Origin of the sequence: Streptomyces sp. NPDC007896, assembly GCF_042959425.1 — a bacterium.
In the GTDB taxonomy this organism is placed as follows: Bacteria; Actinomycetota; Actinomycetes; order Streptomycetales; family Streptomycetaceae; genus Streptomyces.
This window is the reverse complement of sequence record NZ_JBIBKX010000001.1, coordinates 568,338-594,954: the sequence shown is the minus strand read 5'-3', so window position 1 is coordinate 594,954 and position 26,617 is coordinate 568,338. Positions and strand designations below refer to the sequence as shown.

Here is a 26,617-nt window from a genome sequence, read left to right as displayed (position 1 = left end):
GGGTGCGGGGGGAACGACGGAGGCGCTTGCTGAGTACGAGGGGTCCGCTAAGTGCGGGCGGGCCGTCAGGATTTCGTGCCTCCGGCGGTCAGACCGGAGACCAGGCTGCGCTGCACCAGCATGAAGACGAGGGCCGCCGGAAGGGTGATGATGATCGCCGTGGCCGAGGTCCACGCCCAGTCGGGCCGCTGGTCCTGAGCGAAGGTGCGGATGCCGACGGCGAGCGTGTAGTGGTCGGACTGCATGAACTGCGTGGCGTACGCGACCTCGCCCCAGGCGGTGAGGAAGCTGTAGAACGCGGTCACGGCGAGGCCCGGCTTGGCCAGCGGCACGATCAGCCGCCAGAACGTGCCGAACGGGGTGAGCCCGTCGACCCGGCCCGCCTCGTCTATCTCCTTGGGGATGGTGTCGAAGTACCCCTTCATCATCCAGGCGCAGAACGGCACCGCCGTCGTCGCGTACGCCAGGATCAGACCGAGGTAGTTGTCCAGCAGGTTCAGCTCGGACATAAGGAGATACAGCGGCACGATCAGCACGATACTGGGGAACATCTGCGTGACCAGGAAGGTCCACATCAGCTGCCTGCTGCCGGGGAACTTCATCCGGGACACCGCGTATCCGGCGGTCGCCGCGAGGAAGACGCCGAGCACGGTGGTGCCGCCCGCCACGACGACGGTGTTCAGGAACCACTTCGGCAGGTCCGTCTGGGACAGCACATCGCTGTAGTTGTGCAGGCTGAGGTGCGAGAACACCTCGCTCGGCTGCTGCCAGGCGTTCTTCGGGCCGAGCGAGATGAACAGGATCCACATCACCGGGAAGGCCGCGATCACCGTGGCGACGATCAGCGTGCCGTGCAGGGCGATCGAGGAGCCGAGGCTGCGCTCCTCGCGGCCGCGCACCTTGCGGGGGGTGGCCACGGCGGACCGGCCGGCGGCGGCGGTCGCGGAGGACTCGTGAGTTGCTGCGGTCATGGCGAGGGCTCCTTACGCCTGCTCGGACTTCAGGGTGCTGCGGCGGTAGAAGGTCGAGAAGGCCAGCAGGAGGGCGAGGATGATGATCCCGTACGTCGCCGCGCCCGCGTAGTCCGAGATGCCGGTGAACGCCTTGCGGAAGGCGAAGGTGACGAGGATGTCGGCGTCGCCGCTCGTGTTGTTGCCCAGCAGCAGATAGATGACGTTGAACATGTTGAACGTCCAGATGCAGCCGAGCAGGATCACCGTGTTCGACACCGGGCGCAGTCCGGGCAGCGTCACGTTGACGAAGCGCTGCCAGGGGGAGGCGCCGTCCATCTCGGCGGCCTCGTACAGCTCCTTGGGGATGGACTGGAGTCCGCCGAGCACCGCGACCATGTTGAAGGGGATGCCGATCCAGACGTTCACCATGATGACGGCGATCTTCTGGGCGAGCGGGGTGCCGAGCCAGTCCTGGGCCGGCAGTCCGAACGCGGTGATGATCTCGTTGAAGACGCCGTACTGGGAGTTGAGCATCAGCCGCCAGGCGAAGACGCCGATGAACGAGGGGACGGCCCAGGGCAGGATCAGCATGGCGCGGTAGAAACCGCGGAAGCGGACCTTGCGGTTGAGCAGCACCGCGAGGCCCATGCCGATGCCGACCTGGAGGGTCACGCAGGACACCGTCCAGATGACCGTCCACAGCAGGCGGGGGTAGAAGTCGCTGTCCGCGCCCGACAGCACGTGCCAGTAGTTGTCGAGGCCGACGAACTTGTAGGTGGCCGGGCGGTGGAAGGCGCCGATGGTGGACGCCACGTTCGACTCGTTGGCGTCGGTCAGTGACTGGTAGATGCCGTACCCGAGCGGATACAGGACGAGGACGGTGAGGACGATGGCGACCGGGGTCACCATGGCCCAGGCGTACCAGTACTTGTCCCAGGACCGCCGGAGCGCCGAAACGCGTGGGGGGCGCGCGGCGTTCTTGCCGGGCGCGGGCAGGTCGGTCTTCTCGGTGCTCGCTGCGGTCGTCATCCTCATCGGCTCTTTCGCGGCGGAAATGCGGAGGTCTGGGGGTCGGGAGATCTGGTGACCCGGGGTCCGGTGGCCCGGGGTCCGGTGGTCCGGGGTCCGGTGGGTCCGGTGATCCTGAGGGAACCGGTGACCGCAGCCCCGGGGGAGCCCCGTTCGGGGCGGCAGCGGGGAAAACGTTCCCCGGGGCTGCGCGTTCTTCGGTTACCGGTGGATCAGGGGTTGCCCGGTCAGCCGATGGTGTAGCCGGGCAGGAGCTTCTGGAACTCCTTGGCGGTGGCGTCGAGACCGGCCTTGACGTCCTCGCTGCCCTGCAGGATCTTCACGTAGTTCTGCGCGAGCGGCGTGAAGAGCGAGCCGACCTGCGGCAGCGCGACGCGCGGACGGGCGGTCTGCTCCAGGATCGGCTTGAAGCCGGCGATCTTGGCGTCCGCCGTGACCTCGGCCGTGTACGCCGACTTGCGGGTCGGCAGCGTGCCGGTGCCCTTGGCGATCTCGACCTGGCTGTCGGTCGAGGTCATGAACTGGGTGAAGAGGTACCCGGCGTCCAGGTTCTTGGAGCCCTGGTAGACCGCGAGGTTGTGACCGCCGGTCGGCGCCTGGGCCTTGCCGCCGGGGCCGGCCGGAACGGGCGCGTAGCCGAGGTTGGACTCCTTGCCCTTGAAGGCGCTGCCGCTCAGGTCCTCGCTGACCGACCAGGGACCCTGGACCAGCATGGCGACCTTGCCGGTCTTGAACGCCGTCTGCATGTTCTGGTAGGCGTTGGCGTAGTCGACCTTCATCGACGCCTCGTCCTGGATCTTCTTCGCCGTGGTGATCGCGGTGACGGCGTTGGCGTCGGAGATGGTGATCTTCTTGGCCGAGGTGTCGGCCATGTCCGCGTTGTTGCTGTAGAGCAGCGGGAGCAGGAAGTACGAGTCGGGGTTGAGGTAGGTGCCGTACGCCCCGGTCTTCTTCTTGATGGTCTTCGAGTCGGTGATGAACTCGTCCCAGGTGGTCGGCGGCTGCGCGATGCCGGCCTTCTTCAGGAGGTCCTTGTTGTAGAGGAGACCCAGGGTGTCGGTGACCGAGGGGACGCCGTACGTCTTGCCGTTGTACTTGGTGGTGTTCAGCGGGCCCGAGTTGAAGTCCGAGGTGTCCTTCAGCGCGATCGTGCCGTCGAGAGGCGCGATGTAGCCGAGCGAGGCGTACTCGGCCATCAGGCCGACGTCGGTGCGGACGACGTCCGGGGCGCCCTTGCCGCTCTTCGCCGCCGACTTGAACTTCTGCTCGACGTCGCTGAACGGGACGCTCTGGTAGTTCACCTTGATCTTGGGGTACTTGGCCTCGAACTTCTTGATGAGAGCCTTGTACGTCGGGGCTTCGGTCGCCGCGTCCGATGTGTCCCAGTACGTGATCGTCCCGGAAATGTCGCCGGCGGCCTTCGGCTTGCTCGACGAGTTGTCGTCGGAACCACCGCAGGCGGTCGCGGTCAGCGCGATGACGGTCACCGCGGCGGCGATCGATATGCCACGTCGCATATGAGCTCCTAGAAGAGGGTTTGCCCGGATCTTCCCTTGGGAGGACCGCGGGTGCCGTCTGTCCCATCGACGGCCGCCGGGCTGGGGAGGAAACTAACAGCGCTGCAAGTCCTTGCGAAAGACGTTGCAAGGAAATTTCCGCAAGATCCCGCAAGCGTGACGTTCCCGTTACCGCAGGGTGTCGCAAAGGGGTCGCAAAGAGGAAAGCGCCGTATCGGGTATGTCCGATACGGCGCTTTCGGTACGGGCTCTCGTACGGCCTTCCGCGCGGCTCGCGGAGGCCGCTCAGCAGCTGGTCTTGCCCGCGTAGAGCGCCAGCGCCGTGTTCGTGCCGAGGGTCGCCGTGAACTGCCCGGAGCTGTTCACCGTGACGCTGGTGTTGTTCTGGACATTGCAGTACGTCCCCGCCGCGAGGGATGTCTGATAGGTCCGGGTCAGCGAGCCCGACTCGTGGTTGATGGCCACGTACCCCTTGGCGCCGCGGCCGAAGGCGATCGCGTCGTTGCCGTCGTCCCACCAGTCGGTGACCGACTGGCCCCGGGTGGCGTTGCGGAAGGCGACCATCGACTTGATCTCCGGCCAGGCGTGCTGGCACTTCCAGCCGTCCTGCCAGCAGGCGTTGACCGTGCCTCCGTTCGGCGGGCCGGCGTCCACGTCCGACCACTCGTACCCGGAGTTGATGTCCGGAGCGCCGTACGGGTAGGCGAGCATGAAGACGTTGGCGAGGGTGTAGTTCGCCCCGTCCTTGTAGTTGAGCGTCGAGCCGTTGCGTTCGGTGTCGTGGTTGTCGACGAAGACGCCCGCGACGGAGCTGCTCATATAGCCCCAGCCCTCGCCGTAGTTCTTCAGATAGGCGAGGTTCTCGTTGTTGAAGACCCGCTTGAGGTCGTAGGCGTACCGGAACTCCTGTACGTCGCCGTTGCCGGTGTATTCGGTCGGCTGGACCGCCTCCCCGGCGCCGTAGATGACCTCCTGCTTCCAGTACACCGACGGGTTGGTCAGCCGCGACTTGATGTTGGCGAGGTCGGCCGCCGGGATGTGCTTGGCCGCGTCGATGCGGAAGCCGTCCACGCCGTACCCGAGCAGGCTGTTCATGTACCCGGCGATGGTCTTGCGGACGTACTCCTCGCCGGTGTCCAGGTCGGCGAGCCCGACGAGCTCGCAGTTCTGGACGTTGGCGCGGTTGGTGTAGTCGCTGACCGTCGCCGTGCAGTCGTCCATGTCGTACGAGGAGTACAGCCCCGGGTAGTTGTACTTCGTGTACGAAGAGCCGCCGGTGCCGGTGCCGGAACCCGCCGCCATGTGGTTGACGACCGTGTCCGCGACGACCTTCACGCCTGCCGCGTGACAGGTGTTGATCATGTTCTGGAAGGCGGTCGCGTCACCGAGCCGCCCGGCGATCCGGTAGCTCACGGGCTGGTACGAGGTCCACCACTGTGAGCCCTGTATGTGCTCGGCGGGTGGCGAGACCTGGACATAGCCGTAGCCGGCCGGCCCCAGCGTGTTGGTGCATTCCTTGGCGACCGAGTCGAACTTCCACTCGAACAGAACGGCGGTGACGTCCTTCGTGCCTGGCGGAGAAGCCGCCGCGACACCCGGGGGGAGGGCCACCGAGACCGCCAGGCCCGCCGCGAGGGCGAACGAGGCGGCAAGTGTTTTCCTGGCCATGTTTCTTGCCATGTAGGTGCTCCTGCACTTCGTCGTGCGGGTGGGGGGAACGGAAGCTATCCGTTGGTTCGAGTTTCAGCAAGATGTCGAAAGAACTTCCAACACGTGTATTGACGCGGCTACTTGGCCGCGCCCACTCTCGCATCGCGGTCAACGTGACTCCCCAGAACCCCAGTTGCCCGCATTCCCGCACCTCCGTCCCCCGCAAGGAGTTGCCGTCATGCGCTGGATCAGATCACGGGCGTTACCCCTGGCCACAGCCGGACTGCTGGCCCTCGGCGGAGCCGCCGCGCTGCCCGCCCCGGCCGCCCACGCCGCCGTCTTCGACACCGGCATCCCCAACGGCGATGCGATCGCCAACCTGTGGGAGTGGAACTGGAAGTCGGTCGCCGCCGAGTGCACGAACGTCCTCGACCCGGCCGGCTACGGGGCGGTCCAGGTCGCCCCGCCCGCGGAGTCGTTGAAGCAGACGAACTACTACTGGTGGGACGTCTACCAGCCCTACGCCTACAACCTGAACAGCCGCTTCGGCACCGCGGCCCAGTTCAAGGCCATGGTCGACACGTGTCACGCGGCCGGCATCAAGGTCTACACGGACGCCGTGATCAACCACACCGCCGCCCAGACCGGCACCGGCTACAACGGCACGGTCATCACCAACAAGTACGACACCCCCGACTACGACCCCGCCGACAGCGACGACTGCACGAAAACCATCTCGAACTGGTCCGACCGGTACGAGGTCCAGCACTGCGAACTGCTCGGCCTGCCCGACCTGGACACCGCCGAGAGCGGCGTCCGCGCGAAGATCACCGGCTTTCTCAACCAGCAGATCGACCTGGGTGTCGACGGCTTCCGTGTCGACGCGGCCAAACACATCGACGCCGCCGACCTGAGCGCCATCGTCGCCGCACTGCACACCACGACCTCCGGCGCGGCGCCGTACATCACCCAGGAGATCTACCCCGGCACCCCGCCCGCGCAGGACGAGTACTACGGCACCGGTGACGTCCTCGACTTCACCTTCGCCGCGCAGATGAAGTCGCAGTTCCAGGGCGACATCGCCAACCTGTCGAGCTTCGGCAGCAGTTGGGGCCTGACGTCCGAGGCGAACTCCAACACCTTCGTCACCAACCACGACACCGAGCGCAACGGCTACTCGCTCAGCTACAAGGACGGCGACACCGCGGTCCTCGCCAACGTCTTCCAGCTGGCCCGGGGCTACGGCCGCCCGTCCGTCTACTCCGGCTGGACGTTCAGCCAGAGCGACGAGGCCCCGCCGAACTCCGCCGGTTTCGTCACCGACACCAACTGCGCGAGCGGCTGGTACTGCCTCGACCGCAACACCGCGGTCTCCGGCATGATCGGCTGGCACAACGCGGCGAGCGGCTACGCGGTCGCCAGTTGGCAGTCCCCGGCCTCGAACGTCATCGGCTTCGGCAGGGGCGGCGCGGGCTTCGTCGCCATCAACAACAGCTCCGGCGCCAACACGTACACGTACACGACGGGTCTGGCCGACGGCACCTACCCGAACGTGATCGACGGTGGGGCCACAACCGTCACCGTCACGGGCGGCAAGGCCTCCCTGGCCGTGCCCGCGAAGTCGGCGGTCGCCTTCTACGACCCGGACTACGTCTGCACGGTGAACTGCGGCGGAGGCGGTGGGGGCGGAGGCGGCGGCGGTTCCACCAGCGTCACCGCGACCTTCGACGAGTACGCCTCGACCACCACCGGCACCGATGTGTACGTGGTCGGCTCGGTCGCCGCGCTGGGCAGCTGGAACACGGCGAACGCGGTGAAGCTGTCGTCGTCGGGCTACCCGATCTGGAAGGCCGACGTCGCCGTTCCGGCGAGCACGAGCATCGAGTACAAATACATAAAGAAGGACTCGTCCGGAAACGTCACCTGGGAGTCCAACACCAACAGGACCCTTGCGACCGGCACTTCGGCGGTCGAGGTCGACAACTCCTGGAACGTGGCCGACGCCGACGCCACGGACGTGACCTTCGCGGTCAACGCCACCACCGACTACGGCACCAACGTGTACGTCGTCGGCTCCATCCCCTCCCTCGGCTCCTGGAACACCGCCGACGCGATCCCGCTGTCCTCGGCGTCGTACCCGTACTGGGGCCGGCTGGTCATCGTGCCCAAGTCGACATCGTTCGCGTACAAGTACGTCAAGAAGGACTCCTCCGGAAACGTGACGTGGGAGTCCGGAGCCAACCGTGCCTACAGCACCGGCTCGGGAACGGGTTACAGCGTCAGCGACACCTGGCACTGAAAGTTCTTGCTCAGAGTTTCAAGACTCTTGCTGTAAAGCTTGCGTGGGCGATACCGTCGCGCCGGTCGCCCGGCATCGAGGCCGTGTCTCGGTCAAGCCGGTCCCAAACGAGCCGTTTTGAGCCGTATTCACTAGGAGTTCACGCCTGTGGCCCTGATACCGAGATGGCCGGCGCCCGGGGCGCGCCGCCGCACCCCGCCCCAGCGAAGAATCGCGGCAGTCGCCGTGGCCGCCCTCGCGGCAGCGTTCCTTCAGCCGATCGCGGCGCGGGCTCAGACCCCGCCCGCGCCGCCCTCGGACGCGAAGCTCGCCGCAGAACCGGCCCGGCACGACGACACGCGAGAGCAGTTCTACTTCGTCATGCCGGATCGTTTCGCCAATGGCGACACATCCAACGACCAGGGCGGGCTGACCGGTTCGCGCCTCGCCACCGGGTACGACCCCACGGACAAGGGCTTCTACCAGGGCGGTGACCTGAAGGGGCTGACCCGCAAGCTCGACTACATCAAGGGGCTCGGCACCACCGCCATCTGGATGGCGCCGATCTTCAAGAACCAGCCCGTGCAGGGCGAGGGCAGCAACGCCTCGGCCGGGTACCACGGCTACTGGATCACCGACTTCACCCAGGTCGACCCGCACTTCGGCACCAACAAGGACCTCGCGACCCTCATCTCCAAGGCCCACGCCAAGGGCATGAAGGTCTTCTTCGACGTCATCACCAACCACACCGCCGACGTCGTCGACTATGAGCAGAAGTCCTACGACTACCTCTCCAAGGGTGCCTTCCCGTATCTGACCAAGGACGGGAAGCCCTTCGACGACGCCGACTACGCGGCGCGAGGCGCCGGGTTCCCGTCCGTGGGCGCCGGGTCCTTCCCCCGTACGCCCGTCGTGCCCGCCGCCAAGAAGAACGCCAAGGTGCCGTCCTGGCTCAACGACCCGACGATGTACCACAACCGCGGCGACTCCACCTACGCCGGCGAGTCCACCACCTACGGCGACTTCTCCGGCCTCGACGACCTGTGGACCGAGCGTCCCGAGGTCGTCAGCGGCATGGAGAAGATCTACGAGAAGTGGGTCAGGGACTTCGGCGTCGACGGCTTCCGGATCGACACCGTGAAGCACGTGGACATGGAGTTCTGGACGCAGTGGGCCACCGCGCTCGACCAGTACGCCGCCGAGCGGGGTCGGAAGAACTTCTTCATGTTCGGCGAGGTCTACTCCGCCGACACCTCGATCACCTCCCCGTACGTCACCCAGGGGCGACTGGACGCCACCCTCGACTTCCCCTTCCAGGACGCGGCACGCTCGTACGCCTCCCAGGGCGGCAGCGCCAAGAAGCTCGCCTCGGTCTTCGGTGACGACTACAAGTACACGACCGACAAGGCCAACGCGTACGAGCAGGTCACCTTCCTCGGCAACCACGACATGGGCCGCATCGGGTACTTCCTGAACCAGGACAACCCGAAGGCCACCGACGCCGAGCTGGTGAAGAAGGACGAGCTCGCCAATGAGCTGATGTTCCTCAGCCGCGGCAACCCGGTCGTCTACTACGGGGACGAGCAGGGCTTCACCGGCGCGGGCGGCGACAAGGACGCCCGTCAGACGATGTTCGCCTCCAAGGTCGCCGACTACCTCGACGACGACGAGCTCGGCACCGACCGCACCCACGCGAGCGACGCCTACGACACGAGCGCACCGCTCTACAAGGAGATCGCCGCTCTCTCGAAGCTCCGCAAGGACAACCCGGCCCTTGCGGACGGGGTGCAGACCGAGCGCTACGCTGCCGACGGGGCGGGCATCTACGCTTTCTCCCGTACGGGCGGCAACAAGACCGAGTACCTCGTCGCCCTCAACAACGCGGGCGAGGCGAAGACGGCGACCTTCGCGACCGGCTCCGCCGACATGTCCTTCCAGGGGATCTACGGGACCTCGTCCCGGCCGACGAGCGACGCCGACAAGAACATCACCGTCACCGTCCCGGCCCATTCCGCCGTCGTCCTCAAGGCGGCCCGCCCGCTCGGCGCCCCCGCCGCGAAGCCCTCGCTCACCCTGAAGGCGCCGGACGCGGGCGCGACCGGCACCGTCGAGCTCGGCGCCGACGTCACCGGCGGTCAGCTCGACCGCGTCGTCTTCGCCGCCCAGGTCGGAGGCGGCAAGTGGCGGACGCTCGGCTCCGCCGACCACGCCCCGTACAAGGTCACCCAGGTCATCGGCAAGGACGTACCCGCCGGAACCGCCCTGCGCTACAAGGCGGTGGTCGTCGACTCGGCCGGGCGGACCGCGAGTGCGACGGCCACCAGTACGAGTGGCACCCTGCCCACCGCCGAGGTCCCCACCGCCTCCTCGCGCGACTACGCGATCGTCCACTACAAGCGCACGGACGGCGACTACACCGACTGGCGGCTCTACGCCTGGGGCGACCTCGCCGACGGTGAGTCGACGACCTGGCCCGCGGGCCACGACTTCGTCGGCCGGGACGCCTACGGGGCCTTCGCCTACGTGAAGCTGAAGCCGGGTGCCTCCAGTGTCGGCTTCCTCGTCATCGACAAGGACGGCAACAAGGACGTCGCCACCGACCGCACGATCGACGTCACCAAGACGGGCGAGGTCTGGGTCGAGCAGGGCAAGGAGGCCGTGCAGACCCAGCGGCCCGACTACCCCGCGCAGGACACGACCAAGGCCGTACTGCACTACCACCGCGCCGACGGCGACTACACCGGCTGGGGACTGCACGTCTGGACCGGGGCCGCGACGCCCACGGACTGGTCCAAGCCCCTGGAGCCGGTGAGGACCGACGCCTATGGCGCCGTCTTCGAGGTGCCGCTCGCCGCGGGTGCCACCAGCCTCAGCTACATCCTCCACAAGGGCGACGAGAAGGACCTCCCCACCGACCAGTCGCTCGACCTCACCGCGAACGGCCACGAGGTGTGGCTCGTGAACGGGCAGGAGAAGTACCTGCTCCCGCAGCCCGCCGGCAGCGCGGCCGCGCTCGACCTGACCACCTCCAAGGCGGTCTGGATCGACCGGAACACGGTCGCCTGGAACGGCTCCGAGGCCGCGGCCTCCACCCAGTTGCTGTACTCCCACGACGGCTCGATCGCCGTCAAGGACGGGACGCTGACCAGTGACGACGAGCGGTGGCTGCGCCTGACCAGGACCACCCTCACCGACGCCCAGAAGGCCGCGTTCCCGTACCTCAAGGACTACACCGCCTGGTCCGTCGACCCGCGCGACCGAGGCCGGCTGAAGGAGGCCCTGAACGGTCAGATCGTCGCCTCGGGGCGGGCCGCCAACGGCGCCGTGCTCGCGGCGACCGGCGTCCAGATCGCCGGCGTACTCGACGATCTGTACGACGCGACCAAGGCACAGCTGGGTCCGACGTTCCGCGACGGGCGTCCCACGCTGGCCGTGTGGGCGCCGACCGCGCAGAGCGTCGCGCTGGAGCTCGACGGCTCCACGGTCGCCATGAAGAGGAACGACACCACCGGCGTCTGGTCCGTCACCGGCGCGAAGTCCTGGCGGAACAAGCCCTACCGGTACGTCGTGAAGGTGTGGGCGCCCACCGTCCGCAAGGTCGTCACCAACAAGGTCACCGACCCGTACTCGCTCGCCCTCACCGCCGACTCCGAGCGCAGTCTCGTCGTCGACCTGAAGGACAGGTCCCTCGCCCCGAGCGGCTGGTCCTCCTTGAAGAAGCCCAAGGCCGTGCCGCTGCGGGACGCCCAGATCCAGGAGCTGCACATCCGGGACTTCTCGGTGGCGGACAAGACCGTCCCCGCGAAGGACCAGGGCACCTACCTCGCCTTCACCGACAAGAACAGCGACGGGTCCAGGCACCTGCGGGCCCTCGCCGCGTCGGGCACCTCGTACGTCCACCTCCTGCCCGCCTTCGACATCGCCACCATCCCCGAGAAGAAGTCCGACCAGGCCACCACCGGCTGCGACCTCGCGTCCTACCCCGCCGACTCCCAGAAGCAGCAGGAGTGCGTCGCCGCGATCGCCGCGAAGGACGCCTACAACTGGGGCTACGACCCGTACCACTACACGGTCCCGGAGGGCTCGTACGCGAGCGACCCGGACGGCACCGGCCGTACGGTCGAGTTCCGCCGGATGGTCAAGTCGCTGAACGAGGACGGCCTGCGCGTCGTCATGGACGTCGTCTACAACCACACGGCCGCCAGTGGTCAGGCGGACACCTCCGTGCTCGACAGGATCGTGCCCGGCTACTACCAGCGGCTCCTCGCCGACGGGTCCGTCGCCACCTCCACCTGCTGTGCGAACACGGCCACCGAGAACGCCATGATGGGCAAGCTGGTGGTGGACTCGATCGTCACCTGGGCCAAGGAGTACAAGGTCGACGGCTTCCGCTTCGACCTCATGGGACACCACCCCAAGGCCAACATCCTCGCGGTCCGCAAGGCCCTCGACGCGCTGACCCCGGCGAAGGACGGGGTCGACGGCAAGAAGATCATCCTGTACGGGGAGGGCTGGAACTTCGGCGAGGTCGCCGACGACGCCCGATTCGTGCAGGCCACCCAGAAGAACATGGCCGGGACGGGCATCGCGACCTTCTCCGACCGGGCGCGTGACGCGGTGCGCGGCGGCAGCCCCTTCGACTCCGACCCCGGCGTCCAGGGCTTCGCCTCGGGCCTGTACACCGACCCCAACTCCTCCACCGCCAACGGCACTTCGGCCGAGCAGAAGGCCCGGCTGCTGCACTACCAGGACCTCATCAAGATCGGGCTCAGCGGCAACCTCGCCACCTACCGCTTCACCGACACCGACGGCAAGGAGGTCAAGGGCTCCGAGGTCGACTACAACGGCCAGCCCGCCGGATACGCGGCGGCACCGGGCGACGCCCTCGCGTATGCCGACGCGCACGACAACGAGTCCCTGTACGACGCCCTCACCTACAAGCTGCCCGCCACGACCAGCGCGGGCGACCGGGCGCGGATGCAGGTCCTCGCCATGGCGACCGCCGCCCTCTCCCAGGGCCCGTCGCTCTCCCAGGCGGGCTCCGACCTGCTGCGCTCCAAGTCCCTCGACCGCAACTCGTTCGACAGCGGCGACTGGTTCAACGCCATCCACTGGGACTGCCGGGACGGCAACGGCTTCGGACGCGGACTGCCGATGGCGGCCGACAACGCGTCCAAGTGGCCCTACGCCACACCCCTGTTGAGCACCGTCAAGGTGGGATGCCCGCAGATCGAGGGCAGCTCCGCCGCGTACCAGGACCTGGAGCGGATCCGTACGACCGAGAACGTCTTCTCGCTGTCCACCGCAGGGCAGGTGCAGTCGAAGCTCTCCTTCCCGCTGTCCGGCAAGGACGAGACGCCCGGCGTGATCACGATGGAGCTCGGCGACCTCGTCGTCGTCTTCAACGCGACACCCAAGACACAGGAACAGACGGTCGGCGGCCTGGCCGGGACGGCGTACGCGCTGCACCCGGTGCAGGCGGCGGGCGCCGACCCTATCGTCAAATCCTCCTCTTACGAGGCGAAATCGGGCACGTTCGCCGTTCCGGGGCGCACTGTGGCGGTATTCTCCCGGACCTCCTGAAAGGGCATTACCTTGGTGGGGCAGACCTCGAACCCGGTCTGCCCCACCGGCGTGTCCAAGGGCTGGCAGATGGAAGTCAACGGCAAGCGGACAGACACGACCGTGCTGGTCGTGGACGATGCGGCGGCCGGCCGGTATGCCATGAGTGCCGTGCTGCGCCGCGCCGGTCACCAGGTCGTCCCGGTCGCCACCGGCTCCGAGGCGCTCGTCGAACTCGACGTACGGCTGCGCAGGGGCACCCTGCCCGACGTGGCGCTCATCGATGTGGAGCTGCCGGACATGAGCGGCTTCGAACTGTGCCGCCGGCTCAAGGCCCGGCCGCACATGGCCGGTCTGCCCGTCGTGCACTTCTCGGCCGCCGCCGTGGACGCGGGTGATCGCTGCCGGGGTCTCGACGTGGGCGGCGAGGCGTATCTGACGGTGCCCGCCGAGCCCGAGGAGATCGACGCGGTGGTCCGGGCCGCGGTGCGCGCCGCCCGCCTCAGGGCCGACGACCAGGCGCTGGCACGGCGGCTGACCCGGCTGGCGGAGACGGTCGTCGCCATCCAGACGGCGCGCTCCCCGCAGGAACTCGCCGACGCGGCCGCCGAGGGCGCCGCGCGGCTCACCGGCTCTCCCGCCGCCGTCTTCGTCCTCGGCCCGGACGACGAGCTGTACCGCGGCACCTCACGGGACCGTACCTCGCTCGCGATGCCCGACGAGGGCGCCCACCGGACCGTGGCCGGTCTGCTCCGACGGCTCACCCGGGGGCAGTCGGGCGTCCGGATCACCACGGTGCCCGCGCCGCTGTGGCCGGCCGGGTTCTTCCGGCCGGGCGTGCAGCACGACGCCCGCCTGGCGCTGATCCCCATCCAGGAAGGCCGGGCCTCGGTGTGCCTCGCCACGCCCACCCGTGGGGTGCGCCGGGTCAACCCCGAGGACGAGGCCCTGCTGGCCCGGCTCGCCGAGGCCGCCGCGCTCGCCGCCGAACCGTTGCTCATGTACCAGGTCGAACGGCACGTCGCCCTCACCCTCCAGCACAGCTTCCTGCCCCAGCCGCACCGGCTGCCCGAACTGCCGGGCGTCGACGTCGTGGTCCGGTACGTGCCCGCGTCCCAGGAGACCGAGATCGGCGGCGACTTCTACGCGGCCCTGCGCACCGGCGAGGGCGTGCTCACCGCGGTCGGCGACGTCGTCGGGCACTCGCTGGAGGCGGCCACCGTCATGGTCGAGATCAGGCACGCGCTGCGCGCCTACAGCGTCGATGAGAGCGACCCGGCCGTGCTCGCCGAGCGCCTCGACCGGATGCTCCAGCGCTACCACCCCGGCATCACCACGACCGTCTGCCTGGTCCTGGTCGACCCCGCCACCGGACGCACCCGCATCGCCAACGCCGGCCACATCCCGCCGCTGATCATCCGGGACACCGGGGGCGCCGACTACTCCAAGGCCGCCGGCCCGCTGCTCGGTGTGGGTCTGCCCCACCCGCCGCCCACCGAGCTGTTCCTCGAACCCACCGACCGGCTCCTCATGGTCACCGACGGCCTGATCGAGACCCGGGGCACGGATCTGGCGGTCTCGATGGAGCATCTGCGCGCCGCCGCCACCGGCGCCCTGCCCGGCCTGGACGCCCTCTGCGACACCCTGCTCGACTGCTTCGGCCGGGACCGTGAGGACGACATCGCACTGCTGGCGCTACGGCTAGGGTGATCGGGAATCCCTAGAACAGGAGTGCCCATGCCGAACATCACCGTCGAGCATTCCCCGGCTCTCGACCACGTCGACTGGCGCGCCTTCGCCCTCGCGCTGCACCCGGTGGTCGTCGAGACCGCCGCCGCGAAGATCGAGGCGTGCAAGACGCGGACGCTGCGCACCGAGGACGAGGTGGTGGGAGCGGAGGCGGACCCGGACGCGCACGCCATCGTGCACGTCACGCTCGCCCTGCTGGCCGGCCGCACCGAGGAGACCAAGGCGAAGCTCACCGAGGCCACCCTCGAGCTGCTGCGCAAGCACATCGAGCCCACCGACGGGCTGACGCTGCACATGTCCGCCGAAGTGCGCGAGCTCGACCCGTCGTACCGGAAGTACGTGCAGTAACCGCTATGAGGCGGCCGGGGGCGAGGCCAGCGCGATCAGCCGGACGGCGAGGTCGGTGAACGGCCCGTCGCCCGGGTCGCCCTCGAGAGCCTTGCGCAGCACCGCGCCCAGCTCCTCGTCGTGCGTGGCGCTCACCGCCGCCAGCGCCGCGAAGTCCTGCACGAGCTGCACCTCCAGCTCGCCGCGCGGAATCCGCCGCCCGTCCAGCCAGATCAGCGCCGTCGACTCGACGAGCGAGATCCAGGAGCGGATCACCAGCTCCAGGCGGGCGGGCGGGTCCTCGACCTTCAGATGCGCCAGGATCTGGACGTAGGCGGCCTGCCGCACCGCGTCGACGAGCGCGTTGGTCTTCGAGGAGCCGACCGCGGGACCGCCGCGCATCAACGCCGCGAAACCGGGCCCGTGGTCGTCCACGAAGTCGAAGAAGCGGCGCATGACCCGCAGCAGCCGCGAGCCCAGCGAGCCCTCGTGCGGCTCCACGAACCGGCTCGCGAGATCGTCCGAGGCGCGCTGCAACGCCGCCTCGTACAGACTGAGTTTGCCGGGGAAGTAGTGGTAGACCAGCGGTCGTGAGATACCCGCGGCCGAGGCTATCTCGTCGATGGAGACCTCGTCGGGTGAGCGCCGGCTGAAGAGGTCGAGGGCGACGCCGATCAACTGCTGCCGCCGCTCCTCGACACCCATCCTGCGGCGTACCCCGGTTGTCATACGAACACCTTACCGATCGGATCCGGCCTCGAACGGGCCGGTCCGGCCGTGGTCGTTCACATGTCCAACACGATGCGATCACCGCGCGCCCGCGAAACACAGATCAGCATCGAGTCACCACGCTCCGTGTCGGTGAGCAGTTCGTCGCGGTGCTCGATCTCCCCTTCCAGCACCCGCTGTTGGCAGGTTCCGCAGAATCCCTGCTCGCAGGAGTAGGCGGTGTCGGGCAGTTCGGCGCGTACGGCGGCGAGCACGGTGGTGTCGGCGGCGACGCTCACCGTACGTCCGCTGCGGCGCAGTTCGACCTCGAAGGCGCCGTTGCCCTCGGCGGAGGTGCTCGGCGTGAACCGTTCCAGGTGCAGCGCCGCGGGGTCGGGCAGTCGGCGTCCGACCGCCTCCATCAGCCCCTCGGGGCCACAGCAGTGGACGGCCGCGTCCTTCGGCGCGTCCGCGAACAGCGCGTCGAGATCGGGCCGTCCGTCCTCGTCCTCGGCCACGACGGTGACCCGGCCGCCGCGCAGCTTCGCGATCTCCTCCAGGAACGGCATCGACGCGCGCGTCCGGCCGCCGTACAGCAGCCGCCACTGAGCGCGGTCCTGGACCGCCCGCAGCATCGGCAGGATCGGTGTGATCCCGATGCCGCCCGCGACGAAGACGTACGCGGGGGCCGGCGCGAGGGGGAACCGGTTGCGCGGTCCCCGCACCTCGACCTCCATGCCCTCCCGGAGCTGTTCGTGGACCTCGCGCGACCCGCCCCGCCCGTCCTCGACCAGCCGGGTCGCGACGGTGTACGACGAGGTGTCCTCCGGGTCCCCGCACAGCGAGTACTGCCGTACGAGCCCCGAGGGCAGGACGAGGTCGAGGTGGGCGCCGGGCTCCCAGCGCGGCAGGTCGTGCCCCTCCAGGCGCAGTTGTACGACCCCGTCGGCGACCCGCTCGTGCCGGGTGACCAGCAGCCGCAGCGCCCGGGAGCGCGGCCGGCCGGAGACCGGCTCCTCCAGGGCGGGCAGCGGCCACAGCGGCGAGGCCTCGATCCGGCGGCGCAGCGCCCGCCGGACGAGCAGGGCCGTACCGGCGACGGCGACGACCGTCCGCAGCCGGGGCGTCATACGGCTCCCCTCTCGGCAGCCGTCGCGGCTGTCGCCGCCGGTGACGAGGCGAGATAGGCGACCGCCTGCTCGGTCGAACCCTCCTGGGAGGGGTGGTAGGTCCGGCTGAGATAGCGGGGAATGGACTTGAGCATGTCGCCGGTCGCCGGCAGCACGCCCCGCCTCCCGCTCAGGTAGAAGTCCTTGAAGCTCGCCCTGCCCGCCGTGAGGGTCGGGTCGTTCTCCATGAAGAACCGCACCCCGCGCTGCCACAGGAAGACCAGGGCGGTGAAGGCCGTGGCCCAGGTCCGGGCGCGGCGACGGTAGCTCCCGTCGACATGGAGGAACAGCTCGAAGGCCACGGACCGGTGCTCGACCTCCTCCGCTCCGTGCCAGCGCATCAGGTCCAGCATGGTGGGATCGGCGCCGCGCCGGTCCAGCTCCTGAGCGTTCAGGATCCAGTCGCCGAGGAAGGCGGTGTAGTGCTCGATCGCCGCGATGATCGCGACGCGCTCCATCAGCCACCACTTGCGGGCCCTGCCGGGCGGCAGGGTGCGGTCGCCGAGCAGCTTCTCGAAGAACCAGTCGACCTGGGCGGTGTACGGCGTCGGGTCGAGCCCCAGTTCCCTGAGGTGGGGGAGTACCTCGTCGTGGGCCTGCGAGTGCATCGCCTCCTGCCCGATGAACCCGATGACGTCCGCGCGCAGCCGCTCGTCCCGGATGTGGGGCAGCACCTGCTTGTACACGTGCACGAACCAGCGCTCACCGGCCGGCAGCAGCAGGTGCAGCACGTTCATGGTGTGCGTGGCGAACGGCTCCCCCGGCACCCAGTGCAGCGGTGTGTCCTCCCACGAGAACGACACCTTCCGTGCCTTGAGCGGTATCCGTTCGGACTCGACCGGCCGGGGCAGCCGGGCGGCATGCTTATTAGACATGCCGTCAATGTACTGACGGGTAGGTGCCGGGAGAACCCCCGTGCGCCCACTTGTTGACGCGAAGGTCGGCTCTGGCGAGTCCGGGGACCGGCTAGCGCAGTCCGCTGACCGCCCGTCCGTCCGTCAGGGTGCCCTTCAGCTCCGCCTGATCCCCCTGCTTCGTGCGTACGGCGAGCAGCGCGCCCCGGGCCGACCCGCTCACCCTGCCCGTCGTGCTGATCGAGGCGGTGTCCTTGCTGCCCGCCGCGAGGAGGTACCAGTCGCCCGTGCCCGACTTCCACAGCACGCCCGCCAGCACATGGGGGTCACGGCCGCCGCACGCGGGCGAGTTCTCGGCCTTCGCCGCGACCGCCCCGTACGCCCCGCCCGCGGTGTGGAACTGGGCCAGGACAAGGGTGCCGTCGCCCCGCCAGGTGTCGGCCCGGGTGCACACCCAGGCGGCCTGCCCGCTCGCGTCGGGCAGCGGCTGCTGCGCGTACTGCCAGGCGTTCACGGACCGCACGCCCTGGGAACGCACGGCGGACAGGGAGCAGGCGAACGGCGCCCAGTTCCGCAGCGCCGCCGGGCCCGCGGCCTCGTGCGGTGCCGCGGGCGGTCCCGAGGTGAGGTGGGCCGGGATCAGCTCGCCGAGATCGGTCAGCAGGTGCGGGCCCGAGGCGTCGGTCGCCTCCATGACGTTCCATGAAGTACAGGTGCCGGTCTGGGCCGGGCCGGCCAGAGGCGTGCTGACACCCTCGGCCGACAGGGTGAGGGGCGTCGGGTCCGCGGTCGGCTTCATCAGGTCGCGCTCGGCTGCCCCGGTCACCCAGGGGGCGGTCAGATAGCGGACGTTGCCGTCGGCCCGGTCCAGGACCAGCGCTTCCGCCTCGGCCCCGGTCGCGCCGTCGACCCGGGCGAAGTCGAGGGCGGCGCCGCCCGTGCCGGCGCGCGGCTCGGCGTAGCGGGCGATGCGCAGTCCGTCGTAGAAGAGCACCACGCGCGCCTGGTCCACGTCACCGGCGTAGAGCAGTTGCGGCGGCCCGGCCGGGGCGCCCGAGGGGGTGCCGGGCGTCGCCGAGACCTGCACGGACTCGCCGGGCCGGGCCCAGACGGCGAGTGCCCGGCGCAGCAACGCGGTGTCCCCGGCGAGGTTGCCGCGCGCGGGCCACACGGAGAAGTCCGTGCGCGCGGACGACCGCCACGCCGTCGGGGCGACCCGCGTCACCTTCCCGGGGTCGAGGGCGGCCTCGGCGGCCGGGTTCTGCGCGTACGACGGCGCGGCGGCGCCGTCGGGTCCCCAGCCGCCGCTGGGCAGGGCGAGCAGCGCGCCGCAGACGGCCGCCGCGACGCCGGCGGCGAGCGCGGCCTTCGTGTGCTGCCTGCGTCGCATCAGGTCGGTGGGCCGGGCGTGCAGCGAACAGGGGTCGAACTCGGGGGACAGGAGCAGGGCGTCCTTGGCCTCGACGCCGCCCGCCTCCTTGAGCGCCGCGCCCGGGTTGTCGACGCCCGCCGCCGTCAGCACCTTGCGTACGTCGGAGTCGGGCAGCTTCTCCAGGCCGCGCAGGACGTATGCCGCGCGGGCGGCACTGGACAGGGCCGACAGCCGCTGGTCCAGGGCGAGTTCGTCGGCGCCGCCCGAGCGCGGGAAGAGCCTCAGGCCCCACACCTGGGGCAGCAGCGGCGGCAGTTGGGACCGCTTGGGCCAGGCCGCGCGCCGCAGCGGCACGCCCGCCTCCAGCGCCGTACGCACGACCTTGAGGCGTACGAGGGCGTAGCCGGGGTCGCCGTCGCGGCCGGTGGCCTGGGCCGGGATCAGGGTGGCGGTCGTGCGGCCCCGGGGCAGGGCGCGCTGGGTGAGGGCATGCGCGGTCAGCACCCGCCGGTTGCGGCCGAGGCTCGGCGGCAGCACCAGATAGGCGAGCCGGACGAGCCGCGGGTAGTGCTCGACGAGGGCGGCCTCGGCCTGCTCGACGTCGACGACCGGTCCTGGGGAGGCTGCGGAGCGCTGGGCTACATCCTGTGACTGCACGTTCAGCAAAACGAGCGAATCGGTGGATGGTCACCCCGGGGGCCGGAAGCCCGGAGGGGGCGTGTTCCGCCTCCGGGTCCAGCACAGGCGTGACTTTCCGCCCGTCCGGCGGTAGGTCCGCCAGCTGTGCTGATCGGACAACGTGACCGTAGCGCGAGTTGATCGACTCCGGAGCCTACGGGCCTACGGGTGTGGCGGTTTCCGCTCCAGGGTGTGACGCGGTGGGCTTAGGTTCGACTGAACTGTCCGTCCGTAACGGGGGAGATTGAGCACTTGGCGCGCCACAGCCGTATCGAAGACCAGGGCCCTCGCCGGGGCTCTCGACGGCGTGGGCGCCGACAGGCACCGGAGGAACGTATGAGGTTGACACGCGAAAAGCTGAGCGGGCACGGCCTTGTGGTCGTCGCGGCCGCGGCCCTGCTGGCCCTGACCGGCTGCGGCGGGTCGGGTGGGGGAGGGGCCAAGAGCGACTCGGCCGGCCAGGTCCCGGCCACCGCGACCGGCAGTCTGGAGGATCTGGCGGCCGAGGTGAAGTGCAAGCCGGACATACAGACGGACGCCGACGAGATCCGCCAGGCGATCTGCAAGAACACCGACGGCAAGTTCGTGCTCGCCACCTTCGCCACCGACCGCGGGCAGCGCGAGTGGATCAACGACGCGAAGGACTACGGCGGGTTCTACCTCGTCGGCGCCAAGTGGGTCGCCGTCGCCGACCAGAAGGTGGTCACGGAGCTGCGTGGCACGCTCGGCGGTGACATGGAGGTCGGGACCGACCACCACCAGCACTCCCACACCGGCTGAGCCGCACGCACGGCACACACGCAGAAGGCCGGTGGCGGGTTCTCCCGCCACCGGCCTTCTCAGTACCTTGCTAATTCTTCGGCGAAGCGACTACTGCCCTCGGTGAAGAGGCTGTTACCTGCACTGCTTGCCGGTGTTGATGCAGTTGGCGATCTTGTTCGCCAGGCCACCGGTGGTGACGCTGATGAAGTCGTCGTGGTCGGTCGCCGACTTGTGGAGCTGCTCCGGGAAGCCGTCCACCGCGAACGCGTTCTTCACCACGCCGTTCTGGAGGACCGGCGGCGTGATCTTGTAGACCAGGCGCATCGTCAGCTGCGGGATCGCCTTGAAGCCGTTGCCGCAGACGCCGCTCGCCGGATCGGCGAAGGCCACGTGCGTGCGGTGGTTGGCGCTGTCGATGTTCTGGCCGTCCCAGCAGCTCTGGAAGGCGAACGTGCGGACCACGTTGCTGCCCTGCGGGCAGATCGGGTACTGCGACGTCAGCTGGACCTTGTTCTCGAAGCCGGTGCAGCTCCAGTGCGCGTTGGCGTTCGCCAGACCGTTGGTGGTGGTCTTGGCGTCACCGGTGATGATGCGCAGGAACTGCGGCATCGCGACGACCTTGCTGGCCGGGCTGCCGACGTACTTGATCTGTGCCTGTACGGGCGTCAGGATCTTGCCGACGTTGCCTTCCTTGCCACCGCCGTCCGCGTTCTGGTCGAAGTCCTGCGAGCCGTCCTGGAGACGGACCACGGGCCAGTAGTACGACGACAGGTCGTTCTTGTTCTGGCAGCTGGTCCCGCCCTGCAGGAACGTGTTGTTGCTGGAGAACGCGTTGACCTTCTGGTTGCCGACGTAGTCGTGCAGGTGGTGCGCGCCGTTGGTCACGCCGGGCGCCACGATCACGTTGTCGGTGTTGTGGTTCTTGTTCGCGTTCACACCGCACGCGGTGGTGAACGTACCCCTTGAGGCGTTGGCGGACTTCTGCGGCTTGCCCTGGACGTTCGCCGCCACCTTCGTGATGTCGACGAAGTCCGCGGCGACGGGACCGTTTCCGGCCTGGCCGCCGATGTTGGCCGGTGCGCTCGCGCTCGGAGCCGCGCTGGCCGCGGCGCCGCCGTTGTTCTGCTGGCCGCCGTTCTGCTGGCCGCCGTTCTGCTGGCCACCGTTGTTCTGGCCGTTGTTGTTCTGACCCCCGTTGTTCTGCTGGCCGTTGTTCTGGCCGCCGGCGGTGGTCTGGGCCTGGTTGGCGGTGGTGCCGGTGCAGGCGGCGAGACCGTCCAGCGTGGTCGGCGCGGCGGCGCCCACCCGAGTGAAGTCGATCTTGATTCGGCCGATGACCGCGGATCGCTTGTCCTTGAGCGGCGACAGGATCGCGTTCTGGACGAAGCCCGCGTCATTGGCCTGAGCCTGACGCGACGAGGCCAGCCGGGCGTACGCCTCGGTGATCTGCTTGTCGAGCGTGGCCAGCTCCGCGTCGACGTTCGACTTGGCGTTGGCGGGCACGCTGGTCAGTTTCTGCCCGACATCGGGGCAGGAGATGGTGGCGACCTGGGCGGCGGCGGCCTTGGTGGTGTTCGGGCTCGAGTTGGTCTCGTGCGCCGAGGCGTAGAAATTCGCCCAGATCAATCCGCCCCCACCGATCGCGAGCGCCGCGGATGCGGCAACGGCGCGAACAGCCAGTGGCGAACGTCGTTTGCGAGTGTTGCGTCCCATGGAACTCCTCTGACTTCCTTGCGGGGCATCGAGGCGCCCGACAGGAGTGAAGCGGCGTCCATCAGTACGCAGGTGACTCCTGAGGCGTTCAGAAACCCTGGAAAATCTTAGAAGTTCGTGAGGTCATTTCCGGCACAATGGGCTCAGAACCGCATGTTTTTCGGGTAGTTGATCTCGAAAAAAAGGTTTGAACTATATTCAACGGCGTCGACGGGCGCTCCTTCTTCACTGGCTGCCGTGATCCAAATACGCCAGTACGGCGAGTACGCGCCGGTTGTCATCGTCGGAGACCTCCAGCCCCAGTTTGGTGAAGATGTTGGAGGTGTGTTTGGCGATCGCCCGTTCTGTGACGACGAGTTGGGCCGCGATCGCCGCGTTCGAGCGCCCCTGTGCCATCAGTTCGAGCACCTCCAGCTCGCGCGGGGTCAGCCGCCCGAGGGGCTGCGCGGTGTGTGAACGCCGCGCCAGCAGCTGCTGGATCACTTGCGGATCCATCGCGGTCCCGCCCGCGGCGACCCGCCGTACGGCGTCGATGAACTGCTCCGCCTCGAACACCCGGTCCTTGAGCAGATATCCCACCCCGCCCGTGCCGTCCGCGAGCAACTCCCGTGCGTACAGCTGCTCCACGTGCTGGGAGAGCACGAGCACCGGCAGCCCCGGCCGCTCCCGGCGGGCCTGAAGCGCGCACTGCAGCCCCTCGTCCGTGTGCGAGGGCGGCAGCCGTACGTCGACCACGGCGACGTCCGGCGCCAACTCGGCCAGCGCCCGGGTGAGTTCGGGCCCGCTCTCGACGGCGGCGGCGATCTCGAAGTCGTACGCCTCGAGCATCCGGACCAGTCCGTCGCGCAGCAGGAACAGGTCTTCGGCTAGGACAACGCGCAAGGGATCTCCATGGTGACCATGGTGGGACCGCCCGCGGGGCTGCTGACGGCCAGGACGCCGTCGAATGTACCGAGCCGCCGCTCGACGCCGGTGAGTCCCGAGCCCGCGCCGACCCGGGCGCCGCCCTCCCCGTCGTCGGTGACGGTGATGCGGAGCATTCCGTCCCTGTGCTGGAGGTCGACCCAGAGGCGCTCGGCGCCGGAGTGCTTGACCGCGTTGGTCAGCACCTCGCTGACGGCGAAGTACGCGGCGGACTCGACGGGCGCGTCGGCGCGGCCGTCCATGTCGACGTCCACCTCGCTGACGAGAGGCAACCGCAGCACCAACGCCCTTACCGCGTCGCCGAGTCCACGCTCGGCGAGCACGGGGGGATGAATACCCCGCACGAGGTCGCGCAGCTCGGTGAGCGCCTCCGCGGAGGACCGGCGGGCCTGGGCGAGCAGCTGTCGGGCCTTGGCCGGGTCCTTCTCGATGAGGACCTCGACGGTCCCCAGGTCCATCCCCATGGCGACCAGTCGCGCCTGCGCCCCGTCGTGCAAGTCCCTCTCGATGCGCCGGAGTTCGGCCGCCGACGTGTCCACGGCGGTGCGCCGGGTCTCGGTGAGGACGCGGACCCGTTCGACGAGTTCGCCGTCGCCGGAGGCGAGGACGGAGCGGGTGAGGAGGAAATGGACCCGCAGGAGGGCGGGGGAGAGGGCGTAGGAGGCGACGAGGAGCGCCGCGCCCAGTGCCCCCGCGAGGAGGGCGGAGCCCTGTCCCGACACCGGCACGAAGCCGTACCACCACCCCACGTGCGTGCCGTCCGTGAAGACCCGCCACAGGCCGGCCGCCAGCGCGAAGCCCTCCAGGGGGTAGAGGAGGAGGGCGGCGGGCAGCAGTGCGGTCACGAACCCGGCGGTCATGTCGACCACCAGCCAGCCGAGGTCGCGCCAGGTCGCCGGGTCTCCCAGCATGCGGAAGCAGCGCGTCCACGGGGGTGTGTCCGCGGGCAGGCTCCTGTACGTGGACGGAATCCGGATCCCGCACCACTCGGCGGCGATGATCCGCCGCCGGTCCGCGAAGGCCCGTACGCCGGTCAGGACCCAAGGGGTCGTGACGATCCCCACCCCCGCCGGCACCAGCAGGATCGACACGACGGACAGCACGAAGAGAACAACCGCTCCGGTGAACCCCCCGACGGCCAGCACCAGCCCTCGCCCGCCGGCGACCAGTACCTCCGGCCCGCGCGCCCGTACGCCCCTGCCGCTCCACATCTCCATACCGCCAGTCTCACCGACCCGCCCCGCGAGGTCACTGGGCCGAGCACCAGGGTGGGGGTGGTGCCAAGTGCACCCCGGGGCAGGGCTTTCCTCGCCCCGCCGCCCCTACCCGTCCCATCCCCAGGGGCTCCGCCCCTTCAACCCCGCATCGGCCTGAACGGCCTGCTGAAGGCCTTCCGGGCGGGCGGGAAACGCGGGGCGAAGCCCCCGCCCTGGGGGCGCGGGGAACTGCGCGACCAGCCCCCACCGGCCAGCAGTCGAAAGACCACCCCGCGGGGACTGGGGCGGAGCCCCAGGAGGATGGGACGGGTAGGGGCGGCGGGGGCGAGAACAGGGGGCGGCGCTACTGGGCGAGTACCTTTGTCTCCAGGTCCGGCGGGAGGCCCACCGGTGGGCGGTCCGGGCGTTGGGGGGCCACCCCGCCGATGCCCTGGAGCCAGGTCCACGTGTCCGCGACCGTCTCCGAGACGGGCCGGCACCGCAGCCCCGCCGCCACCGCACGGGACACGTCCGCCCGATGAAGAGCGTCATGCATGTCGGACCCCACCGGCACCCACACGGGCAACTGCGTCCACGGCTGAATACCGGCGTCGAGAACCACGGAAGGCTCGGTCCAACGGAGTTCCGCCCGCGCCCCGGTGACCTGGACGCACGCGTCGAGCAACTCCCCCATCGTCGTGTGCCCCTGCGGACTCATCAGGTTGTACGCCCCGCTCACCCCCGCATCCGCCGCCCCGAGGATCCACTCCGCGAGATCACGGACATCGACGTACTGGAGGGGGAGGGACCGGGGGCCGGGCGCGAGTACGGGACCGCCCCGGGCGACCCGGGTCAACCACCACGGCAGGCGGCCGATGTTCTCGTACGGCCCGAGGATCAGCCCGGACCGCACGAGCAACGAGCGCTCCGCGCCGAACGCGGACACGGCTGCCAGTTCGCCGCCCAGTTTGTCCCGCGCGTAGTCGGTCTGTTCCGCGTCCTCGGACGCCCCTTCCACGAGCGGCGCGTCCTCGGTGTAGTCGGCGGGCGGAGCCCACGCGTAGACCGAGCAGCTCGACACGTACACATACCGCCCGGCCCGGTCGGCCAACAGCCGTGCCGTGTCGCGAACGGCCCGCGGCGCCGCCGACCAGGTGTCGACGACGACATCCCACTCAGCATCGGTGGACGCGTCGGCGAGCGCCGCGAGCCCGTCGGGGGCGGTGCGGTCACCCAGCAAGGACCGCACCCCGGCGGGCGCCTCGCGGCGTCCGCGGTGGAAGACGGTCACCTCCCAGCCACGGCCGAGCGCCGCCTCCACCACGGCCCGCCCCGCGAAGTCCGTACCGCCCAGCATCAGCAGTTTCTTGGGTTTCATACGGACGACTCTGCCCGCACGGCCCGCCGGACGGAACGGGAATCTGCTGACAGAAGAGTTCCTGAGCGGCGCAGTGGCTCAACGCCCCGTCGCAGGCGCGTACTTGTACCCCACCCGCCGTACCGTCTGGATCGACTGCCGGTGCTGCGCCCCCAGCTTGCGCCGCAACCGCGCGACGTGGACGTCGACGGTCCGCCCGTCGCCCACGTGCCCGTAGCCCCACACGGTGGTGACCAGCTGGTCGCGGGTGTGCACCCGGTGCGGGTACGCGACGAGGTGCGCGAGCAGCTCGAACTCCAGATAGGTGAGGTCGAGCGGCCGCCCGTCGACCTCGGCGGTGCGCTGCACGGGGTCGATGCGGACGAGCGGGTCGTCCCCGACGGCGGCGTGGAGGGGGGCCGGGGAGTCCGGGACGGCGACCGGCAGCGGGGGCTGCTGGTCGGCCGGTACGAGGACCAGGTAGCCGATCATCGGCGGCTGGCCGGGGAGTACGGGCAGGGTGTGCGGGGGAGCGGGCAGCCAGGTGGCGCCCGGCGGTAGGAAGTCCGCGACGTCGACCACCTCGTCCCGGTGGACGGCACGGAGTCGGTGCCGCGCGGGGACGGGGGCGGGTGCCGGTGCGGGGGTGGTCGCGACGGACGAGAAGGAACGAGTGGTCGCCATGAGAGGTCAGCTCTTTCGCGCGAGAAGTTCGTCGGGAAGGTCGACGACCGCGAGTTCGTGGTCGGGGCCGTCGAGGACGTACGTCGTGCGCGCTGGCCGAAGGCCGGGGTGTACGGCTTTAGAGGGCCGGCGCGT

18 protein-coding genes are annotated in these 26,617 nt (G+C 69.5%); 5 read left to right on the top strand and 13 right to left on the bottom strand.

Translation table 11 applies throughout. The features are described from left to right. Window positions 1-65: 65 nt before the first annotated feature. From ACFZDJ_RS02690 to ACFZDJ_RS02675, 4 genes are all read right to left on the bottom strand, one after another. Window positions 66-971 (bottom strand): sugar ABC transporter permease, encoded by a 906-nt coding sequence (locus tag ACFZDJ_RS02690; RefSeq protein WP_168508280.1) that lies wholly within the window; start codon window positions 969-971, stop codon window positions 66-68. A 12-nt stretch (window positions 972-983) separates the two neighbouring features. Further along, window positions 984-1,982 (bottom strand): carbohydrate ABC transporter permease, encoded by a 999-nt coding sequence (locus ACFZDJ_RS02685; RefSeq protein ID WP_097288905.1) that lies wholly within the window; start codon window positions 1,980-1,982, stop codon window positions 984-986. Window positions 1,983-2,209: 227 nt separating this feature from the next. Beyond that, window positions 2,210-3,499, bottom strand: coding sequence for an extracellular solute-binding protein (locus tag ACFZDJ_RS02680; protein ID WP_390927963.1), 1,290 nt, complete (start codon window positions 3,497-3,499; stop codon window positions 2,210-2,212). Between the two features lie 285 nt (window positions 3,500-3,784). Further along, complete coding sequence (locus ACFZDJ_RS02675) at window positions 3,785-5,167, bottom strand: alpha-amylase family protein (RefSeq protein WP_261690332.1); 1,383 nt, start codon at window positions 5,165-5,167, stop codon at window positions 3,785-3,787. Between the two features lie 220 nt (window positions 5,168-5,387). On the opposite strand from ACFZDJ_RS02675, the gene ACFZDJ_RS02670 reads away from it, so the two are divergent. From ACFZDJ_RS02670 to ACFZDJ_RS02655, 4 genes are all read left to right on the top strand, one after another. Next, window positions 5,388-7,448: a carbohydrate-binding module family 20 domain-containing protein gene (locus ACFZDJ_RS02670; RefSeq protein ID WP_391055548.1), complete on the top strand. Its 2,061-nt coding sequence runs from the start codon at window positions 5,388-5,390 to the stop codon at window positions 7,446-7,448. A 153-nt stretch (window positions 7,449-7,601) separates the two neighbouring features. After that, window positions 7,602-13,010 carry a pullulanase-type alpha-1,6-glucosidase gene (pulA, locus tag ACFZDJ_RS02665; protein ID WP_391056805.1) on the top strand — a complete coding sequence of 1,803 codons (5,409 nt, stop codon included), beginning with the start codon at window positions 7,602-7,604 and terminating at the stop codon, window positions 13,008-13,010. Window positions 13,011-13,079: 69 nt separating this feature from the next. Continuing rightward, window positions 13,080-14,699: a SpoIIE family protein phosphatase gene (locus tag ACFZDJ_RS02660; RefSeq protein ID WP_384905809.1), complete on the top strand. Its 1,620-nt coding sequence runs from the start codon at window positions 13,080-13,082 to the stop codon at window positions 14,697-14,699. A 27-nt stretch (window positions 14,700-14,726) separates the two neighbouring features. Continuing rightward, window positions 14,727-15,086 (top strand): 5-carboxymethyl-2-hydroxymuconate Delta-isomerase, encoded by a 360-nt coding sequence (locus tag ACFZDJ_RS02655; protein ID WP_384904917.1) that lies wholly within the window; start codon window positions 14,727-14,729, stop codon window positions 15,084-15,086. A gap of 3 nt (window positions 15,087-15,089) precedes the next feature. Here ACFZDJ_RS02655 and ACFZDJ_RS02650 read toward each other — a convergent pair whose 3' ends face one another. From ACFZDJ_RS02650 to ACFZDJ_RS02635, 4 genes are all read right to left on the bottom strand, one after another. After that, on the bottom strand, window positions 15,090-15,794 hold the full coding sequence (locus ACFZDJ_RS02650; RefSeq protein WP_384904914.1) for a TetR/AcrR family transcriptional regulator: 705 nt from the start codon (window positions 15,792-15,794) through the stop codon (window positions 15,090-15,092). A gap of 56 nt (window positions 15,795-15,850) precedes the next feature. Further along, window positions 15,851-16,903: a 2Fe-2S iron-sulfur cluster-binding protein gene (locus ACFZDJ_RS02645; protein WP_391055545.1), complete on the bottom strand. Its 1,053-nt coding sequence runs from the start codon at window positions 16,901-16,903 to the stop codon at window positions 15,851-15,853. Continuing rightward, window positions 16,900-17,817: a metal-dependent hydrolase gene (locus tag ACFZDJ_RS02640; RefSeq protein ID WP_385379012.1), complete on the bottom strand. Its 918-nt coding sequence runs from the start codon at window positions 17,815-17,817 to the stop codon at window positions 16,900-16,902. Before ACFZDJ_RS02640 ends, ACFZDJ_RS02645 begins: the two co-directional genes overlap by 4 nt. 91 nt (window positions 17,818-17,908) lie before the next feature. Next, entirely contained in the window at window positions 17,909-19,825 is a 1,917-nt protein-coding gene (locus ACFZDJ_RS02635; protein WP_391055543.1) for a hypothetical protein, read from the bottom strand. 357 nt (window positions 19,826-20,182) lie between these two features. Between ACFZDJ_RS02635 and ACFZDJ_RS02630 the strand changes: the two genes are divergently transcribed. After that, window positions 20,183-20,626 carry a hypothetical protein gene (locus ACFZDJ_RS02630; RefSeq protein ID WP_384904902.1) on the top strand — a complete coding sequence of 148 codons (444 nt, stop codon included), beginning with the start codon at window positions 20,183-20,185 and terminating at the stop codon, window positions 20,624-20,626. A gap of 114 nt (window positions 20,627-20,740) precedes the next feature. On the opposite strand, the gene ACFZDJ_RS02625 is transcribed toward ACFZDJ_RS02630, so the two are convergent. The 5 genes from ACFZDJ_RS02625 to ACFZDJ_RS02605 form a co-directional block, all read right to left on the bottom strand. After that, on the bottom strand, window positions 20,741-22,321 hold the full coding sequence (locus ACFZDJ_RS02625; RefSeq protein ID WP_391055541.1) for a DUF1996 domain-containing protein: 1,581 nt from the start codon (window positions 22,319-22,321) through the stop codon (window positions 20,741-20,743). A gap of 225 nt (window positions 22,322-22,546) precedes the next feature. Further along, on the bottom strand, window positions 22,547-23,203 hold the full coding sequence (locus ACFZDJ_RS02620; protein WP_384904897.1) for a LuxR C-terminal-related transcriptional regulator: 657 nt from the start codon (window positions 23,201-23,203) through the stop codon (window positions 22,547-22,549). Then, on the bottom strand, window positions 23,188-24,456 hold the full coding sequence (locus tag ACFZDJ_RS02615) for a sensor domain-containing protein (protein ID WP_391056803.1): 1,269 nt from the start codon (window positions 24,454-24,456) through the stop codon (window positions 23,188-23,190). Before ACFZDJ_RS02615 ends, ACFZDJ_RS02620 begins: the two co-directional genes overlap by 16 nt. 349 nt (window positions 24,457-24,805) lie before the next feature. After that, the gene (locus tag ACFZDJ_RS02610) at window positions 24,806-25,798 is read right to left on the bottom strand and encodes an NAD-dependent epimerase/dehydratase family protein (protein ID WP_391056800.1); all 993 of its coding nucleotides are present in this window, start codon (window positions 25,796-25,798) and stop codon (window positions 24,806-24,808) included. A gap of 99 nt (window positions 25,799-25,897) precedes the next feature. Next, window positions 25,898-26,482, bottom strand: a complete 585-nt coding sequence (locus ACFZDJ_RS02605; RefSeq protein ID WP_391055538.1) for a winged helix-turn-helix domain-containing protein — start codon at window positions 26,480-26,482, stop codon at window positions 25,898-25,900. Window positions 26,483-26,617: the final 135 nt, after the last annotated feature.

Bases quoted from the DNA above. Each gene is read 5' to 3' on its own strand.
- ACFZDJ_RS02660 (WP_384905809.1), top strand. From the start codon at position 13,080: ATGGAAGTCAACGGCAAGCGGACAGACACGACCGTGCTGGTCGTGGAC.
- ACFZDJ_RS02605 (WP_391055538.1), bottom strand. From the start codon at position 26,482: ATGGCGACCACTCGTTCCTTCTCGTCCGTCGCGACCACCCCCGCACCG.
- ACFZDJ_RS02685 (WP_097288905.1), bottom strand. From the start codon at position 1,982: ATGACGACCGCAGCGAGCACCGAGAAGACCGACCTGCCCGCGCCCGGC.
- ACFZDJ_RS02630 (WP_384904902.1), top strand. From the start codon at position 20,183: ATGAGGTTGACACGCGAAAAGCTGAGCGGGCACGGCCTTGTGGTCGTC.
- ACFZDJ_RS02640 (WP_385379012.1), bottom strand. From the start codon at position 17,817: ATGTCTAATAAGCATGCCGCCCGGCTGCCCCGGCCGGTCGAGTCCGAA.
- ACFZDJ_RS02645 (WP_391055545.1), bottom strand. From the start codon at position 16,903: ATGACGCCCCGGCTGCGGACGGTCGTCGCCGTCGCCGGTACGGCCCTG.
- ACFZDJ_RS02625 (WP_391055541.1), bottom strand. From the start codon at position 22,321: ATGGGACGCAACACTCGCAAACGACGTTCGCCACTGGCTGTTCGCGCC.
- ACFZDJ_RS02655 (WP_384904917.1), top strand. From the start codon at position 14,727: ATGCCGAACATCACCGTCGAGCATTCCCCGGCTCTCGACCACGTCGAC.
- ACFZDJ_RS02670 (WP_391055548.1), top strand. From the start codon at position 5,388: ATGCGCTGGATCAGATCACGGGCGTTACCCCTGGCCACAGCCGGACTG.
- ACFZDJ_RS02610 (WP_391056800.1), bottom strand. From the start codon at position 25,798: ATGCTGGGCGGTACGGACTTCGCGGGGCGGGCCGTGGTGGAGGCGGCG.
- ACFZDJ_RS02690 (WP_168508280.1), bottom strand. From the start codon at position 971: ATGACCGCAGCAACTCACGAGTCCTCCGCGACCGCCGCCGCCGGCCGG.
- ACFZDJ_RS02615 (WP_391056803.1), bottom strand. From the start codon at position 24,456: ATGTGGAGCGGCAGGGGCGTACGGGCGCGCGGGCCGGAGGTACTGGTC.
- ACFZDJ_RS02675 (WP_261690332.1), bottom strand. From the start codon at position 5,167: ATGGCCAGGAAAACACTTGCCGCCTCGTTCGCCCTCGCGGCGGGCCTG.
- ACFZDJ_RS02680 (WP_390927963.1), bottom strand. From the start codon at position 3,499: ATGCGACGTGGCATATCGATCGCCGCCGCGGTGACCGTCATCGCGCTG.
- ACFZDJ_RS02650 (WP_384904914.1), bottom strand. From the start codon at position 15,794: ATGACAACCGGGGTACGCCGCAGGATGGGTGTCGAGGAGCGGCGGCAG.